The sequence below is a fragment of the Pseudoalteromonas sp. NJ631 genome, assembly GCF_000276645.1.
In the GTDB taxonomy this organism is placed as follows: Bacteria; Pseudomonadota; Gammaproteobacteria; order Enterobacterales; family Alteromonadaceae; genus Pseudoalteromonas; species Pseudoalteromonas piscicida.
In genome coordinates, this window is sequence record NZ_AKXJ01000004.1 from 99,076 (window position 1) to 116,819 (window position 17,744).

At 42.1% G+C, this 17,744-nt stretch carries 14 protein-coding genes; all 14 read left to right on the top strand.

The window, feature by feature from the left end:
- The first annotated feature begins 18 nt into the window (after positions 1-18).
- Complete coding sequence (locus A587_RS0109210; RefSeq protein WP_017217338.1) at positions 19-2,058, top strand: type VI secretion system Vgr family protein; 2,040 nt, start codon at positions 19-21, stop codon at positions 2,056-2,058.
- 16 nt (positions 2,059-2,074) lie between these two features.
- Positions 2,075-2,497 (top strand): hypothetical protein, encoded by a 423-nt coding sequence (locus A587_RS0109215; protein WP_010604818.1) that lies wholly within the window; start codon positions 2,075-2,077, stop codon positions 2,495-2,497.
- Positions 2,498-2,514: 17 nt separating this feature from the next.
- Positions 2,515-3,666, top strand: coding sequence for a hypothetical protein (locus A587_RS0109220; protein WP_017217339.1), 1,152 nt, complete (start codon positions 2,515-2,517; stop codon positions 3,664-3,666).
- A complete protein-coding gene (locus A587_RS0109225; RefSeq protein ID WP_026000951.1) occupies positions 3,653-4,693 on the top strand; it encodes a DUF2169 family type VI secretion system accessory protein in 1,041 nt (346 codons plus the stop codon). The genes A587_RS0109220 and A587_RS0109225 overlap by 14 nt, the downstream gene beginning before the upstream one ends.
- Positions 4,683-5,585 (top strand): hypothetical protein, encoded by a 903-nt coding sequence (locus A587_RS0109230; protein WP_017217341.1) that lies wholly within the window; start codon positions 4,683-4,685, stop codon positions 5,583-5,585. Before A587_RS0109225 ends, A587_RS0109230 begins: the two co-directional genes overlap by 11 nt.
- A complete protein-coding gene (locus A587_RS0109235) occupies positions 5,582-6,661 on the top strand; it encodes a DUF4150 domain-containing protein (protein ID WP_017217342.1) in 1,080 nt (359 codons plus the stop codon). The genes A587_RS0109230 and A587_RS0109235 overlap by 4 nt, the downstream gene beginning before the upstream one ends.
- Positions 6,662-6,664: 3 nt before the next feature.
- A complete protein-coding gene (locus tag A587_RS0109240; protein ID WP_017217343.1) occupies positions 6,665-9,760 on the top strand; it encodes a hypothetical protein in 3,096 nt (1,031 codons plus the stop codon).
- Positions 9,761-9,816: 56 nt separating this feature from the next.
- Positions 9,817-10,734 (top strand): hypothetical protein, encoded by a 918-nt coding sequence (locus A587_RS0109245; RefSeq protein ID WP_017217344.1) that lies wholly within the window; start codon positions 9,817-9,819, stop codon positions 10,732-10,734.
- 32 nt (positions 10,735-10,766) lie between these two features.
- Positions 10,767-11,726, top strand: coding sequence for a hypothetical protein (locus A587_RS0109250; RefSeq protein ID WP_017217345.1), 960 nt, complete (start codon positions 10,767-10,769; stop codon positions 11,724-11,726).
- A gap of 122 nt (positions 11,727-11,848) precedes the next feature.
- The gene (locus A587_RS0109255) at positions 11,849-12,811 is read left to right on the top strand and encodes a hypothetical protein (RefSeq protein ID WP_017217346.1); all 963 of its coding nucleotides are present in this window, start codon (positions 11,849-11,851) and stop codon (positions 12,809-12,811) included.
- Positions 12,812-12,861: 50 nt separating this feature from the next.
- Positions 12,862-13,815 carry a hypothetical protein gene (locus tag A587_RS0109260; RefSeq protein WP_026000941.1) on the top strand — a complete coding sequence of 318 codons (954 nt, stop codon included), beginning with the start codon at positions 12,862-12,864 and terminating at the stop codon, positions 13,813-13,815.
- A gap of 50 nt (positions 13,816-13,865) precedes the next feature.
- Positions 13,866-14,576: a hypothetical protein gene (locus A587_RS23925; RefSeq protein ID WP_017217348.1), complete on the top strand. Its 711-nt coding sequence runs from the start codon at positions 13,866-13,868 to the stop codon at positions 14,574-14,576.
- An 88-nt stretch (positions 14,577-14,664) separates the two neighbouring features.
- On the top strand, positions 14,665-14,823 hold the full coding sequence (locus A587_RS25250; protein ID WP_232288042.1) for a hypothetical protein: 159 nt from the start codon (positions 14,665-14,667) through the stop codon (positions 14,821-14,823).
- Positions 14,824-15,041: 218 nt separating this feature from the next.
- Entirely contained in the window at positions 15,042-17,552 is a 2,511-nt protein-coding gene (locus A587_RS0109270; protein ID WP_017217350.1) for a DUF5666 domain-containing protein, read from the top strand.
- Positions 17,553-17,744 lie beyond the last annotated feature (192 nt).

Consider the following 17,744-nt stretch of genomic DNA (forward strand, 5'->3'; position numbering starts at 1 on the left):
ACGAGTAAGGAGACAAAAATGGAAATGTTCGCATCACTTGCCGATAAACTGCCTAAGGCAAACGAAAGTCACTTTGCAATCGAAATTGCGGGGCTGTCTGGGAGTTTATTTAAAGTATTGAGTTTTGAATCACAGAATGACAGCCTGTGCAGTGACTATCGCTTCAATATTGAGGTGTTAAGTGAGGAACTAATTGAGCCTGATCTGGTGATTGGTAAAGATGTTACATTTTCCATTACGTGGGCCATGTCAGACAGAACGGTTTCGGGAATTATTACCGAATATGTTTGCCATGGTCGCAGTCATCAAGGCTACGTCTATACCTTATCTTTTCAATCACTTTTGGTGTTGCTCAAACATCAACGATCAAATCGCGTTTATACCGACATGCCTGCGGATGCCATTATTAAAAGCGTGTTAGATAAGGCAGGGTTCCCGTCAGGAAAATTGCAATTTAAGGCTTCATCACCATCCCTTGCCATGACAGTGCAATACGACGAGAGTGACTTTGACTTTGTAACGCGTCTAATGCGCCGCTACGGTTTTGTTTACGGCAGCACAGAGTCAACGGGTAGCCAAGCCAACCTGTCGGTATTTGCCAGCAGCAGTGATTTTTCTTCAGAGATGGAAGAGATCACTTTGCCTTATGCATCACCCACCGGACAGGTAAGACCGAGTGAGTCTGTCTTTGCCTTTTCTAAAAAAGCGAGCCTACTAAATAGCGGCTTTAGGCTGTATGACGAAGACTATGAAAAAGGCTGCGCACTGTCTGTTAATAGCAATAATCAAACAGAGGTGGGCGGCTTTGGTGAAGACTGTATATTTGCTGAAAACTTCATGACTGAAGGAGATGGCGATGCGCTTACCAAAGTACACCAGCAAAGCATCGACTGCCGGAGAAATGTTTTTGTTATCGATACCGACTGCCGAGCGCTTCGCCCGGGCGTAGCTTTAACCATAACCGATCACCTTAATTATAGTGGTCGTTACTTAGTGGTGTCCGTTGCCCACAAAGGCTGTCAAGGCGGCAGCGTTGAATACGGCTCCAAGGTAAAAGGCTTAACCTATAAAAACCAAGCGACGATTATCCCAATTGATGTGCAGTTTAAAGCGCCTGTTATTAAGCGCAAAAAGGTCTTTGCATCATTTAACGCCACCATTGAGCAAGAAGTGGATGACAAAGGGCGCTATAAAGTCAAGCTGCCATTTAACCAAGATGGTGAAGGAGAAGAGAGTAAACCGACTCGACTTATGCAGCACTATGGTGGGCCTGGCGGGCACGGCATGCACTTTCCTTTAAACAAAGGAACCGAGGTTATGGTGGCGGGCGAAAATGGTGACTTAGACAGACCGGTTATTCTCGGTGCGCTATTTAACGATGAAGCACTAAGCCCGGTGACTGCCGAGAATGCCACCGAAAATAAATTGGTAACAAAGGCAGAAAACACCTTGTTGATGGATGACAAACAAGGCGAAGAGAAAATCCAACTGTTCACCAAAGCGCAAGAAAATATGCTCGAATTTAATGCCACAGAAGGCAGCGAATTTATCAAGCTTGAAACCAAAAAAGGTTACATCGATATTAAATCGAAAGAAGCGATGACGCTGCAATCACAAGCGAATATTGTGGCACAAGCCGACAAAGAAATAAGCATTCGCGCAGAAGATGCTGTTTATATCCAAAGTATTGAGTCCAATATTGAGATAAATGCCAAAGAGGCGATTCAACTCACCGCAGACACTGATATTAAAATCCAGTCTGCTGACAGCAATATTCAATTCGAAGCGCAACAATCTATCAATCTTGAGGCCGCGCAAGACATCAGTTACTTCAGTGTTGGCGGTAACGTTGAGCTTGCGGCGCAAAATGGTAACTTCACTATTAATGCCGATAGAAACATTTCTATCGTTGGTCAAGGTGGCGGCTCAATTCAGCTTTCTCAAGGCGGCGGTAAAATAGAAATTGATGCGGCAGGTAATATTACCATTGATGCCAACAACTTGAACTTAAGCGCCAGCAACATTTCAGTGTCTGGCTCTGCAATTAGCCATAACTAAGCAGGGAGCAAAGTCTATGAAAACCAATGTCGTACAATTTCCACCATCGTTGAGTAATATCGTATGGCGTGTATCTGCCATTGATAAATTAGGCAAAGTGTTACGAGTGAAGTGTGACGGATCTAATGTAGAAATGAAGGTTAAAGGTCAATTAGACAGTGTGACACGCGTAAGTATTGACGATGAAGTGTTGCTACATAGCGTGGCAATGCCTATCGTTATTGGTCGCTTAGCTGCACCGCAAGACTTTCCGGCGGCGTCGGTGACAAATAACAACGGTACCGTGGTGTTAAATGGCGAGCAAAAAGTCTGTGTCAAAACCAAAAATGGCAGCATTGCAATCAACGGCAATGGTGAGATACAGCTTGAAGGTAAACTGCTAAACGCCGATATTGAGCAAGATCTCAGCCTCCAAGGCTGGCCAATTCGATTAAATTAAGCTGATACGGTGTGACTATGTTTTTAGCTGCAACCAAATTGGCCGTTCACCGTCAACAACTCAAGTCGCTTTGGCGTCATTATCAAAAGTTTAATGCACGTCAAGTAGTTGAGACTGGGCGTTTACATGCCCTTGAAAAACAACTAGTAAATCATGTGTATACCTTAGCTGAGACGGACGACGAGCACTGGATAAATCGCTCACAACTAGATTGTATCGCGCACGGGTCGATTGACGATGTATTTACGTTAACCCAAGAGATTGACTCACCTCAGCTGTTGTTACTTATTAACCATCTCTTTGGTACAAGAGCGCTTGAAGATCAAGCTAGTGAAATCATCACGGCGATTAACAGTGAGCCTGCGCTTGCAGAGCTGCTGATTCATAACTTGTCAGCATGGCGCATTGATTTTGGTGATGCACTCAGACAGCGAATTTTATCAACAGATGAAAATTGGCCTACGAGCCTTATCTATTTAGCATTTAGTACGGCTAACTTGTCGCGCCACCAACTCATGGCCGCGCTTGATCATAGCAACCCTGAAATTGCCTACACGGCATTGGTAAATATGTGGCTGTGTAATACAGAGCAACTTTCAGAGCACTTAGTAAAGCGGTTTGCGATGACTGATGATGCCGCGCTAAAAGCAAAACTATTGCAGCTGGCAGGTTTACTCGATGAGCCAAAATGGGATGAACCATGCTTACTTTATTGTCAGCATAATCCAAGCTACATTGCAGAAGTGTTTCCGTACTTTTCTCATACCCGTTCGTTACAAAATCTAGTTAAGTTACTCGAAGTCCCCAGTACCGCTCGTCCGGCTTACGAGGCGTGGAAACAAATCACCGCTATCGACTTGCCTGAAGAATTCGCAATAAGTGATGCGCAAACTGGAGTTCAATCTCAAAAATCGCAAAAACTACCAAGTTTTAAGCAAGCAGAATACGAACGCCAAGCCTTAATAACAGCAAATACTCAACATCAACTCGCAGGGCGTAAAGTCTCTGAGCCAGCGGCTTGGTTACAACAGGGATTGGCTGGCCTTGCTATTCAGCGCAAGCTTTCCAAAATCTCCTCGCATGCACTTGGCGCTGCGCTTTTTTACATGCCGATGGCTTATCTTCAATGGCAATCAGTGAAACAGGAGTTGAACCATGCTAGTGAATGAATCCGAGTGGCAAAGTAGCACGGTTGAGGCTTGGGATGAGGAAAAAGATCCCATCGTAGTCATCGCTGTAAAGCAAAACTTTGAATACGACGTAAAGGGTAATGTGTATCCCGATCCAACTGGAGCGCCTGTTGTACTTGCTGATGACTTTGACGGTGAAGGGCTTGAAGCCAGCCTAACCGCCGTTAGCGAAGTTCAGCCTTATAAAACCGGTTTTGAAGTATATGGTGAATTGACCTGCTTTCCACCAACCGACAAACAAGCGCGAGTGATTGAAGTAGGACTCAAACTCGGCTGTAACGATAAGGTCTTTGTTGATAAATTACTTCGAGTTACTGGTGAGCGTGTGTGGAAGCGATCTCTATTTGGGCCCGTGGCGAGCGATCCACAAGTGTTATCGCCCTGTGTATTAAATTACCAACTTGCCTATGGCGGCACAAGTCCGTCGGATGAAGAACAAGTTTCGACTCAGAATCCCCTTGGTCGTGGCTATAAGCTCAAAAATAAAGAAGCGAAAGGCCAGCCATTGCCACAAGTGGAGTATGCTAATCAGGTATTAAAAAAGCCGAGCCACGACACTGCGGTTGCGAGCTTTGCAGCGATCCCATCATTTTGGTCGCCAAGGGTGGATAAACTTCCTGAGGTTGACGAAGCCCAAGCCCTCGCGGGCAAGTTCCCATTTAAAGCAGCAGTCCCTGCTGCGCATTATCAAGTCGCACCGCAAGACCAACAAACGCCAAACCCATTTAGTGATGGCTGGTGGATTGACATGATGGGTTTGACGCCAGATTTGCCTTATGGACAAAGCTTAAAGCTGACGTTGCCCAGAATCGTGCCTCGCTGTCGTTTGGTTAATGGCCCAGACGCCACGCCTATTGATATGCAGTGTGATACGCTGGTAATTGACTCGCAAACACAGCAGTTTTCATTAATATGGCGAGGAAGGGTAAAAAAGAACCAAACAGGCAGTAACAGTGTGTTCTTAGTAGAAGAGGCGCAAGCGCAAGGAGTGGCACATGCAGTTTGAATTAATCGCGCTAGAAACCCCCGCCGGTAACCACCCCAGTGCTTTATATACCGCGGTCGCAAACAACATGCGCTTTTGCACGCCAAGCAAAGCCATTGTTAGATACGATAGAAGCCTCGATGCCCCATACTTGCGCGCGCAAATTGAAGAAATCTCGGTCACACGACGTAAAGACCGCTGTTTAGCCATTTTAGAATCGTTATTAAGCCAGACTAAGCAACGCCTTGATGGCAGTGCCAACGCGTGGGACGGCACCATTAATCTAGTTACTGCCAACACAAAAGCAGAAGAGCCATATATAGAGCTGTCTGATATTAGGATGCTTTGTGACCACCTTGATCTGAATGTTGACGATATTCAGTTGCATCAAACGCTTGGTATTGATTCGCTCTCGCCAAATAGTCTCTATGTATTTGTAGATAGTTGCGTAGGTTATGATGAAGCGTCAAAGCCAAACTGGGTAGGCAAGCTACAGGTTGTTGGCGGTCCTGAAGGTGTTGTATTAAGTGAAGGCGGTTGCGTACTGCTTGGTGCAAACGCGAGTAAAGATGGATGCCAAATTAAAGCATATCAGGGCGACTTAGGTGAGCTATTAAAAGAGCTGCACGCAGAGGTAAGCGAGCCTTATATTTCGACCCGCTTACTCAGTGAGCAGTGGCAAAGAGAGTGGCTCAATGCCAGCCGCGCCTTGTACCAAGAGCATGACGCGTTAATTGAACTCAACAACACGGCAAATACCATTGGTTATATTGGCGCTGGCCATAATGCGATGGGACTTGCGGTTGCCAGTAGTTATTTACATAACCCGTTAAATAGCCACATTGACAGAGTGTGGCTGATCACAGAGCAAGAAAAACCACAATTAATCTCAGTAACAAGGAGTATGTTATGAGCTTTATCGCAGCAGTAAAGGGAAAAGAGCCAGATTCGATTCAGTACGATCAAGATGCCATGTCTGCCACGCTGAGAGTAGGTGGGAGTGTGTCGTGGCGACATAATAATCCTGCGTTATTGAAGCTTACTATCGCAGCGAAAAATAATGGTGCCATTGGTTGTGTAAATGGGATAGCCGTATTTCCTGACAAAGCCAGCGGTGAAAACGCATTTATAGACGAGATTGCGCGCGCTAAATATGGCGATATGGTATTGGGTGAAATGATAACTGAGTTTGCCAGTGACTATATTGTCCCACCGCCCAACTGGAACGACGAAAAAAACGAGCCAATTTTACCTCATCAAGAGCCAGATACTGGCATGGACATGCACAAACTGGTTGACAATGCTCGAGCATTTTTGGATTTGGTTGAACGCAAAATCGGATGGCAGGCTGGCACTGAGGAACAAATTGAAAAAGACGTAGATAGCGAAGCACAGCAAGTCGGTATCGTAAGCGGCCAAAACGTATTAATTAATGGCCGCACCGCAGTACACAAAGATAGCGGTGGCGCGCTCACGACTATAGATGTTTGCTGGACTCAAATTGGCAAAGTAGTGGTGCCGATACCTTACTGTAATATGGCCAAATCCAAAGACGCGGCAAGTACAGCTAGCTCAGTAAAAATTAATGGCAACCCTGCAGCCAATATAAAAAGTAACTTTTCAAAAAGCACAGGCGACCAACCCGGCAGAAAAAAAGGTATCGCTAGCGGCACTATAAAAGGCAAAGCCGAATTTATTCTTGGTTCTTTTGATGTGTATATCGAAGGAAAACCCGCCGTTCGCCAAGGAGATCTTATGATCTCTAACAGTAAAAATACGCCGCCTTGTCCCCTTAATCAACCGGGCGGTGCTACTCCTAGCTCTCTGTCAGTGGCAAAAAGAGATGCAACGGTTACTGAACAAGACCCAATCCAGAGTGCATTTGGTCTAAATAACCAAAGCAGCCGTAGTCTTATTTCACAGGGAAATTTCGTGATAAAGCAAGGCGCAAACAAACAACAAAAAAAACTAGAACAGGGAGGGCAATAAAGCATGGGCGCACATATTTTTAATACTGAACTCAATGATGAGCAAACACCTTGTACTCTGGAATTGCAACTTCAAGGATTAAATGGCAAAGATTGTACAGTGCCACTTGGTTTTGCTGAAGTTCAACGAGCGTCATCACCAAAACCGGATGACCAAATTCCTTTTGTGGAGACGGTAGAACTACGTGTATTCTCAGAAGCTTCGCTTGATATTAATAAAGCAAAGGCACCTGAATACGTGCCCATGTTTAAAGATCAAAAAGAATTTCAAGAAGATGAACCGGTTGGTTACTACTACTTTTTTGTTAATGGTTATTTGTGGCGAGAAATAGCCGCCATTTCAGGTGGCATGCTCAGTGAAGTTGACCTTCGTGAGTATCACGGTCAAAGCTTCAGGCCCAACAACGGCACGCACATGCCAAGACTCACACTACCAATTCGCGCAAAAGGCCTCTTCTCAGACTCAACTTCAGTTGAAACCATGACTTATCAAGTTGCCTTTTCACGCGTGCAATGGTCGTGGGATTACATCAGCGCACTGGGTGATATGAAGCCAGATGACAGCCGCTTTGATGAAAAGCCAATGACGTCAAAGTGCCCAGAAGAAGGTAAAGCCTCGACCTATCGTAGCGAGCGGATGCAAACCATAGATTTTTCATTAGCCCCCAATTGGGACAGTATTGAAAACCTAAAAGCCAACGAAAACGGTGAACCCTGTATCTATTTGCATGACGTTTTGGGGATAGCGCAAAAATATTATTTAGAAGGGGAAGCTGCATTACATAGCCTGAGAAATAGACAAACTGAGCTGTCTAAAAATGGGTTTCAAAAGTCAGCATTAATTGCTCATAAGCTCCTTTTTGATGAGTCACTCTATGAAATTGATTACACAAAAATGAGAAACAGACTCGCAACAAACTTATATGAACAGAATGACAGTACTTCTAAAGTGCTCAGAAAGGCAGCAGCCTTAGTATCTGAGGATAAGTTAGAGCAATATCTTCTAGGCGAAAAACCACAAGAAGTTGTTAACGAATTGCAGTCAATAATTGATGCTAGAAATAACTTGTATGATATCTACAATAGAAAAATTGAGGCTCAGAACACTACACTTTCTAATCTTTGCTCTAGAAATAATATTGCGAGCCCGCCTACCCAAAAGTCTGTACTAATCGATTTTAGTACACTTGAACAATCGGCTTTTGATGATGGACTAGGACTAACATCCGAACATTTTTTACTATTAACTATGCCAGATGATTCTATACCTTTATACATAGATTCAATGGTTAACAAAACAGAGTTAACACGAATCAGAAAAGACCTACAGCTTCAGCAAAGTAAAGCACTAGAGTTTGTATGGCAACATTTTGACAATGAGAGTAGCTTTTTTAATGTTCTATTTTGTGCTCACCCAGATGCTTACGGAGATATGCTCAAGAGTTCCATTTATGACGAAGAATTGATTTCCTCTGAGCTTGGCGAATTCACACCGAAAAAGTTTAAAAGTGATATCCAAGGTAATCAGCACATCAATATGGGAGGATCCATTTTTAATGTTGCTAAAGGAGGAGTTGATATTTCACTAAAGGGCGTACAAGAGTACGTCGCACTTCAGCAACAGTTAGCTGTACTGAAATTTGAGAAGATACCACCTAGTGAAAGACTATTACATATTGTTGGTGCAACGATAAAAGCGAGGTCTCCAAGTTGGTTTGGTGAACTAGAGATTCACTCTTTAGGAGCGATACCAAACGATAGAGTCGCAATTACTAAAGAATTCGTTGATTTGCCTGTTTTGCAGAAACTTGTCACGGGCGAGGCAAAAAAACCTTTTCAGCGGATACTCAGACAGGCAAGTAACGGAAAGCAAGCAAATATAGCAAAAAGAGACCTTGAAGTTGTTGCTGGTGCATTAAAGCTAAAAATTAAAGGGCCTGGAAACAAACCTCACAATGCTGAAATGTTAAAAAAGACCAAAGAGGTTATTATAGCGTTAGCACTGAGAGTTTCAGATATTAAGGAGGTTCAAGACACTGTGCTCAGAGGTAAAAGTGCGCTTACCATGCCAAAAACGTCACTGTATAAAGGTGGATTCGCTTTTAATGTGGCACAAGAATTAGGCGGAGACTATTCCATTAATGGAATATCCTCCACAAAAGCAAACTTAGGTGCTCAGCTTATAAATAAATCTGTTGCCCATATTGTTTTTATGTTGGTTTCTTACAGTACCTATCTTGCTTATTCTGATTATAAAAAGAATTTTGAAGGTAAAGGGGAGAGTTATGAGGACGAGAAAAATGTCGCGATAATTGGGGCTCAAATAGCAGCATCCGCTTCTCTTTTTAATGCAATTAATCAGGTTAAAGAAGTTGAACATGCTATTAAAATTCGTAGCTCAATATTATTGTTTACAAAGCTTAGGTTGTTTAGTGGGATTGTTGGCGCAATAGGAACTCGGGTGTTGTTTAAAGATGCTATTAAGCTTATAGAAAAAAATGATACGGTAGCGGGTACTGCTATGTTAGTTGCCTCAGGTGTGACATTTTTTTCAGCGGTTTATGGTATATTTGCTGCCACGATGGGTCCGGTAGGTTGGGCTTTACTTGTCGGAAGTATAATAACTACAATAGTAGCTGAGTCATTAATCGAGTCAAAGTTAGAAATTTGGGCTAAAAATGGTCCCTTCTCAAAGTCTGGTGAAAATCTACCAGCTTTTATAAACCCTGAAAAGTATCATAATTATATTAACTCTATACTTTTTGAGCCGAAAGTCTCAATATCCAACTTAGGAGACAATGCTTATTTGGTAAAGGTGTTAACACCAAGGTTTGAGGTTGGGGTGTCTGATTTGAGTCTAGTTGTTAATTATGAGTATCGACATAAAGTGACACTTAATAAGCATAAAGGAACATGGGTTTATGGAACTCAAGATTATAACCCTACTTTTTCTAAAGAAAATGAGCACGTTTCAGGTGACTTCTATTTCAATATTCCAGATGATGTAACTAGCATTAGTATAAGTCCTAAGTTGATTTTAGATAATTATATGACTCTCCCTATAGATTATGAAAGTTATGAGACCGGTGGAGGTTACTGAAAGTGAGAGGTACACGATATAATGGGTTTTTTAAAGAGTGTAATATACTGTACCTTATGGGGCCGAAAGAAAAGGGAGTAGCCTTACTTAACGATGAAACGGACGGAAAGATTTTTCAAAATATAAAAAAGGATGGGTGGCGATATCATTTGGTGTTAGATGAAGGAGGGTTTAAACGTTTTTTGATGTTTTTACCTCTTGGTTTATGCTGTACATTATGGTTTTTTTTGCTTTTGGATTCTTTAGGTTATTTTCTTTATGATGATTTTACATTTGAAGAGATAATTGAGCTCTCTGCTGGTCACTTTGTTTTCAACGTAGCTGTTTCACTTTTTTTTCTAAATATTTATCCATACTTTTTAAGAATGTTGGGGCATAGATATGCCTACTTCGATAGAGTTAAACAAACCGTTAGTTTTAGTTTTGATGTTGGCTCAGGCGAGCTGGATGAGTTTGGCAATCAGTGTTTTCCATGGCTGGATATAGAAGCAGAAATTTTTGAGCAAATTGGCGATATGGGAGTTCCACGTTTTTTTGTCCGTTTAGTGCACAAAGATCGTGATAAATACCCTATGGTAAACCTTCGTATGGATGTTGTGGGAATACAAAATTCAGCTATGTACTGCCATTTAAGGTGGGAGCTGATAATTCGACATATGGATAATACCAAACCACTACCAGATATTCCTATTTATGAGCTTGATAGAAGCAAAGATGATTTGACGAGGGAGTTTGATAAGCAAAACAATCGACCAAAGCTTTTTTGGGCTGGGTTTAGTTTGGGAGAGCAGAGTCGATTAAAACGACTTTATGAAGAAGATGCTGCAGATTTTAACTTCACTTACGGCCCTGAACGTGAGGAAATTGTAAAGCCTTGGTTAAAGTGGAAACCAGACCTGACTCAAGAGCAGGTCAATAAAAAGCAAAGCTTTATAAAAGTCTCGTTAATACAAATTTTAACGGGGTTGCCTTAACAGCTGTTACAGCTTTTTCAGGGAGGAAAATAGTGAATACACTTCAGAAAAATAGTTTCTTTAATCGATTTTTTAGCGAGCATAGCTTTAAAGGTGGGGTGAATAGAGAGCGGTGTGGGCTAGCGTTTTATAAAAAGTTTTATGATCCTAAGAGTGAAGTTTTCTTCAAATTAAAGTCTAGGTATTTATATAAAGCAAAGGATGGTGATATTCTTTTCTTTTTACTTTGTATACCAGGAGGGGTATCTTTTTATTTTTGGTTTATCCTTGTTCTTAATTCACTTGTTGCACTATTTTCGGAGGAGGATTTTACGTGGTATATTGTCTATCTAATTCCCATATATTCTTTGTTCGTGGTTAACTTGTTGGGGCTGTTCTATGACCGAATTCCTATTAGGGGCGCTTATTTTGACCGCATAGAGCAAAAAGTAAATTTTACATGGAAAATAGGAAATGCTGAAGAGCTTGATGAGTTTGGCAATCCAACATTCGATTGGGATAATATAGAATGCAGAATTAAAAATGAGTTTGGAGCGCTTGGTATTATGAAAGCGTTTATTGAAATCAGGCATAAAGATGTAGAACGTTACCCAAATGCGAAGTTGACATTATCAGTGAATGGAGATACATCAAACCCAGTACGATGTTTTATGGAGTGGGAGTCGATTGTTAGGCACATGGAGCAAGATAGAGCTTTACCCGATACACCGGAGTACGAGCTGTATCGAGAGTTGGATCCACTAACTAAGTCTTTTGATGAAAGCAATGGTCGACCAAAAGGCTTTTGGACACAATTTAGCCTTGAACAGCAAAGAGAAATTGAAGAGCAAATATTTCGAGAGGCTTTAAAATTTGACTGGTCTGAGGGCAAAGTTCAACCAGAAATTACAAGGCCATGGGAAGTATGGACCCCTGATCCCAAACGGCCACCCAAGCCAAGAGGTATGTTCACCATGATAATGTTACAGCTAGTATTTTGCTATCCGGAATAGGGTTTATAGTTATAGCTGGCTTCAAACTTGATGCCGACGACTGCCAAGTAAATCGCATGGAAGTGTGGTAGGGCGTTAATCATTACAAGTGCTTTCTAGTGGTTGACTAAAAGGAATTGGTGATGAAAAAGATTGAAGAGATGACTCAAGAAGAGCGGGATATTTATTTACTAGAAAGGGCTAAAGAAAGAAACAGAAAATACCGCGAAGAAGCTACCGAAGCAGAAAAAGAAGACTTTGCAAAAATTGATGCATATATAGGTAGAGAAACAGGTTATCGTCGAAGTGGTGTTTTTTATGAAGAACAAACAAAAGACCATCTCCATAACTTAAGCTATAAGGAACAACTAGCTAAGGCTGAAGAACTAAACGGCTGTAAGTTTAAAGAAGCAAAACCCTGTAAAGACGCATTTGCCCCAAGAGATGATTTTGATGGCCCTAAACGCCTCTTTGGTGCTTGGAATTGTGACGGTGAAAAAGTTGCGGTAGTTCGCCACCCAAGCCTAATACTTTTTAGAATGGTAATAACCATATTGTCCGCAATTGCTGGGTTTATGTTGATTGTACTGACACTGGTTCATACATTTCCAGTAGACTATTTATACTTGAGTTTGGCAGGTCTTTTCATCACGCCTTTCTTGTTGTTTAAATTTTCTGACGCTTTACGGTTTATTGATAACATAGAGTTTAATCGTCACACTGGGTTGGTGCGAACGCCTTACACCTTGTTTAGAAAACCATTTTATATCCCAATAGAAGACCTTGAATATGTGGTGGGCGTTGAGGTGAAAAGCGCAAGAGGTGGCGGCTCGTTCCAAACAGGTTATCTAAGTTGTAGAAAGTATCCAGAAAAGTTTTGGTTTGGCCACGCGATTGGACTTGGTGATGGCGGGAACCTAAACGATTGGGCTCAGATAAATCGGTTTATGGATATTACCCAACCGATAGAAGAATATTACTACGAAATCATGGAGTATCACTATAAGCTCGATAAGAATGCCCACTTTAACGGCCCATTTCCCGAGGTGATGAAAAAGTACTTTGATGCCGACGACTGCCAAGTAAATCGCATGGAAGTGTGGTAGGGCGTTAGTATTACAAGTGCTTTCTAGAGGTTGATTAAAAGGAGTTTATGGTGAAACAGATTAAGGACATGACTCACGAGGAGATACGTAATTATTTAGCAAAGAGGGCTAAAGAAAGAGAAGTGCTCTACCAAAAAGGAGCTAATGAAGAAGAGAAGCGGGAAGCAGAATTAGAAGCATACAGTGATAGACGAGTAGGTTACTGCCTAAGTGAAGCTTATTATGAAGATCTACCCAAAGATTACCTCCATAACTTAAGCTATAAGGAACGACTAGCTAAGGCTGAAGAACTAAACGGTTGTAAGTTTAAAGACGCAAAACCCTGTAAAGACAGATTTGCGCCGAGAGATGACTTTGGTGGCGTAAGTTACCCTAGCCAATGCGATGGTCGGGTTGTTTCCGTACCACGCTCACCGGGATTATGGTCCCTTAGGCTACATGGGTTGGTATTAGGCCCTATTATTGGTATTTGTCTGCTAGGGGTAAGTATGACAGACGACAGTATGCCAGCTTGGCATTCATGGTTGGGGCTGTTTTTACTGACTGTATTCCCTTTAATAATGTACAAAATAGGGAATGCAATTCGTATTGTGGATGCAATCGAGTTTAACCGCCATACCGGACTGGTAAGAACGCCCTACACCTTATTCAGAAAGCCATTTTATATCCCCATAGAAGACTTAGAGTATGTCGTCGGTCCAGAAGTAAAAAATATGCGAGGCAGCGCATCGATGCAAACGGGTTACTTAAGTTGTAGAAAATACCCCGAGCACTATTGGTTTGGAAATCGTATTGGTATTGCAGGAGGTGGCGATGCTCACGATTGGTCACAAATGAATAGGTTTATGGATACTACTCAACCAATCAACCGATATTACTATAAAGCTATGGAGTATACGTTTAAGAAGAATAGGAATGCTCACGGCAATGGCCCATTTCCCGAGGTGATGAAAAAGTACTTTGATGCAGATGACTGCCAAGTAAATCGCATGGAAGTGTGGTAGGCGTTAATCATTACAAGTACTTTATGGTAGTCAACTAAAAGGAGTTGTTGATGAAAAAGATTGAAGAGATGACTGAAGAGGAGCTAGATAGCTATTTGGCAAATAAAGCGAAGGAAAGAGAGCGATATTATCGAGAAGAAGCAACTGAAGAAGAAAAAGAAAAGAAAGCGCAAAGAGATGCATACTTGGCTAGAGAGACAAGTTATCGTCGAAGTGGTATTTATTATGAAGAACAAACAAAAGACTACCTCCATAACTTAAACTATAAGGAACGACTAGCCAAGGCTGAAGAATTAAACGGCTGTAAGTTTAAAGAAGCAAAACCTTGTAAAGACAGATTTGCACCGAGAGACGACTTTAGTGGCGTAAGTTACCCTAGCCAATGCGATGGTCGGGTTGTTTCTGTACCGCGCTCACCGGGATTATGGTCCCTTAGGCTACATGGGTTGGTATTAGGCCCTATCATTGGGATTTGTCTGTTAGGGGTAAGTATGACAGACGACAGTATGCCTGCTTGGCATTCATGGTTAGGGCTGTTTTTACTGACTGCATTCCCTTTAATAATGTACAAATTAGGGAATGCAATTCGTATTGTGGATGCAATTGAGTTTAACCGTCATACTGGACTGGTAAGAACGCCTTACACCTTAATTCAGAAAGCCATTTTATATCCCCATAGAAGACCTAGAGTATGTCGTTGGTCCAGAAGTAAAAAATATGCGAGGCAGCGCATCGATGCAAACGGGTTACTTAAGTTGTAGAAAATACCCCGAGCACTATTGGTTTGGAAATCGTATAGGTATTGCAGGGGGCGGCGATGCTCACGATTGGTCACAAATGAATAGGTTTATGGATATTACTCAACCAATTGACGAGTACTATCACAGTGCTATGGAGTATACGTTTAAAAAGAATAGGAATGCTCACGGCAATGGCCCATTTCCCGAGGTGATGAAAAAGTACTTTGATGCAGATGACTGCCAAATTAATCGCATGGAAGTGTGGTGATACGAATTCTAAAAAACTTTCATCTGCAGCTGCGCGGGTCTCATTAAGATAGTTATTTCAACAAGCAAACCAATTTAATATCAGTCTCCAATTAGGTGGATACCAAGGTACCAGTAATAAAGCGGGTATTCATTTTTGGCCGTCTAGAGTGCATGTTAAGTTTTTGTGGCAAAGCAGCTGCATGTACTAAATGAGCCAAAAATTTAGGAGATTATGTAATGGATAGAAAATGGTTATTACCATCATTATTGGCATCAAGTAGCCTTCTGGTCGCATGTGGGGGCGGAAGTGATGACGATCCGCAACCTGGCGATAACACCGGAGCCAAAGGTTCAATAAAAGTCATTGTACAGGGCTTACCCGCTGGAGCTGAGGCTGATCTAACGTTAACAGGTCCATCAAGCTATAGCGAAGATATTTCTACCACCACTACACTCAGTGCGCTTGCAACGGGTGAATATAAGCTAACCGCTACCTCTCGCTCTGTGAATCAGGCGCTTTATCAGCCCAATGAAGAATCAATTACCATTGATTTAAGCAGCAATGAGGAAGAAACAATCACCATTACCTACCGTACATCAGTAAGTGCACAGGGAACCGTAACTGGGTTTGGCAGTGTGTACGTAAACGGTGTGCGTTATGAAACGACATCAGAGCAACAAGCAAACCTTAAAGTCGGTATGCAGGTTGACTTACAAGGTAAACAAGGAGCAGATGGTGGCTTTGCGGTTGCAGACTCTATTACCTACGATGCAACCGCTAAAGGTGTAGTGACCGCAGTAGACTATGCAAATCAAACAATTACCGTTTTAGGTCAAGAATTTGGTGTCGATAAGCGCACAAAGCTCACTATCGCATTTACTGAGTTAAATACGGGAGACTTCGTTGAGATCAGTGCGCTGCATCAAGGGCAGGGTCAATATATCGCTACCCGTATTGATGTTGAAGAACAAAGTGGCGAGTTTGAGGTTGAAGGCAAGGTTTCTGAACTAAATCTCGATGCCAAGACATTTAAATTAGGCGCGCTTATTGTCGACTACAGCCAAGCGTCAGAGGTCGAAGGCACGATAGAAAATGATGCAATAGTAGAAGTAGAGGCATCAAACTTGCCTGTAGAGGGCGTTTTACTTGCTGACAGCATCGAAGTTGAAAGCGCCAATTCAGCGCCTTCGGGAGCGGTGGCTAAATTCGAAGGAATAGTAACGCAAGTCAGTGATGAGGCTTTTGCAATTGGCGGCCATAATTTTACATTGAGCGACGAGACTGACTATAAGAAAGGTGACGATGACGACTTACAAGTCGGTATGCGTGTATTTGTACTTGCCGTTGTTACAGAAGATGATGGTTTGATTGCGAAAAAAGTACGCTTCGATAAACAGTCAGAAATAGAACTAACTGGTGTAATTGACGCAATTGATCTTGAAGCACAAACACTAACGGTATTTGGTAGCACCTATTTTGTGGATAGCTATACCCAGTTTGAAGATGAGTCAGATGCTGAGGACAACGAACTTAAACTTGAGAAGCTTAATATTGGCGATGTCGTTGAGATTGAGGCTTTTGGCTTTGAAGATGCTTATGTTGTAAGAGACTTAGAGCGCATCTCAGCGAGTGATTTTAATGATCAGCAAGAGCATGAAGTTGAAGGAAAAGTTACTGCTGTGAATGCAGCTGAGCAGACTATCACTGTTGGTAAACTGGTCTTTGCCATCAATGGAGCAACCGAACTTGAGCTTGAGAGTGATGTTGATCTAACTGTATTTTTTGAAAAAGTGGCGGCAGGTGATATCGCGGAAGTTGACTATGTGATCCAAGGTGATGCACTTATCGCAACTAAAGTTGAGGTTGACGACAAGGAAGACGACTTTGATGACCGAACTTTTGAATTAACAGGTAAGGTTTCGGACTTTAACCCTGTCGATGCAACTTTTAGCCTCAATGGTAAAACTGTGTTTTTTGATGAAAACACTGAGTTTAAAAACGGCATATTTGTCAATGACGACTTTGTTGAAGTCAAAGCGATTCAGCGTGCCGACGGCTCAGTTTTTGCGCTTAAAATTGAAATCGAATCTGAAGACGGCATTGAGCTTGAAGTTGAAGGTAATGTCACCAACTTTGTCTCAGCGTCTGAGTTTATGGTGAATGGCATTTCAATTACCACGGATAACAATACTGAGTTTAAAGATGGCAGCAGTGAAAACTTAGCTGATGGCGTCTCTGTTGAAGTCGAAGGGGTGTTAACCCAAGATAACGTACTATTGGCTAAGGAAGTTGAATTTGATGATGACGCTGCCGAAGAAGTAGAGATTGCGGGGGTTATCGAAGACTTAGTTAAGGACTCTCCGTTTGATTATCAGTTCAATCTCGGCGCGCAGCGTGTTCAAGTTACCGCAAACACAGAGTTTAAGCATGGTAATTTTGAAAAGCTAGACAATGGTTTAGAAGTGGAAGTCGAAGGATACACCACAGATGGCGTGACAGTGGTTGCTAAAGAGCTAAAGTTTCAAGCAATAAAGTACGTAGAAGTTGAGGGGGCAATCACGCAGGTTGATTCAGCAACCATGTTTTATGTACTTGGCCAAAAGATTAAAGTGTCTGAGCAAACTCAGTTTGAAGATGGTGAACAGTCTGATATTGCAACGGGTAAAAACGTTGAAGTGGAGGGCTATTTAGTAACCGAGGATGGTGAAACTTATATTCAAGCAGAAAAAGTAGAGTTCGAAGACTAAGTATTACTAAATGTTAAGCAAGCAATTAAAGCCTCCAATGTGGAGGCTTTTTTGTATATTTATCACTTTAAAGTTAATTCACTTCTCCTGACTTAGTATCGTCATATTTCTAGCACTTAACTGCCATAAAAGCTTAGCTTTCTTGACTTTTTTCCCTCGTATAGTGACACCCGCCACGCAAAACGCAACGGT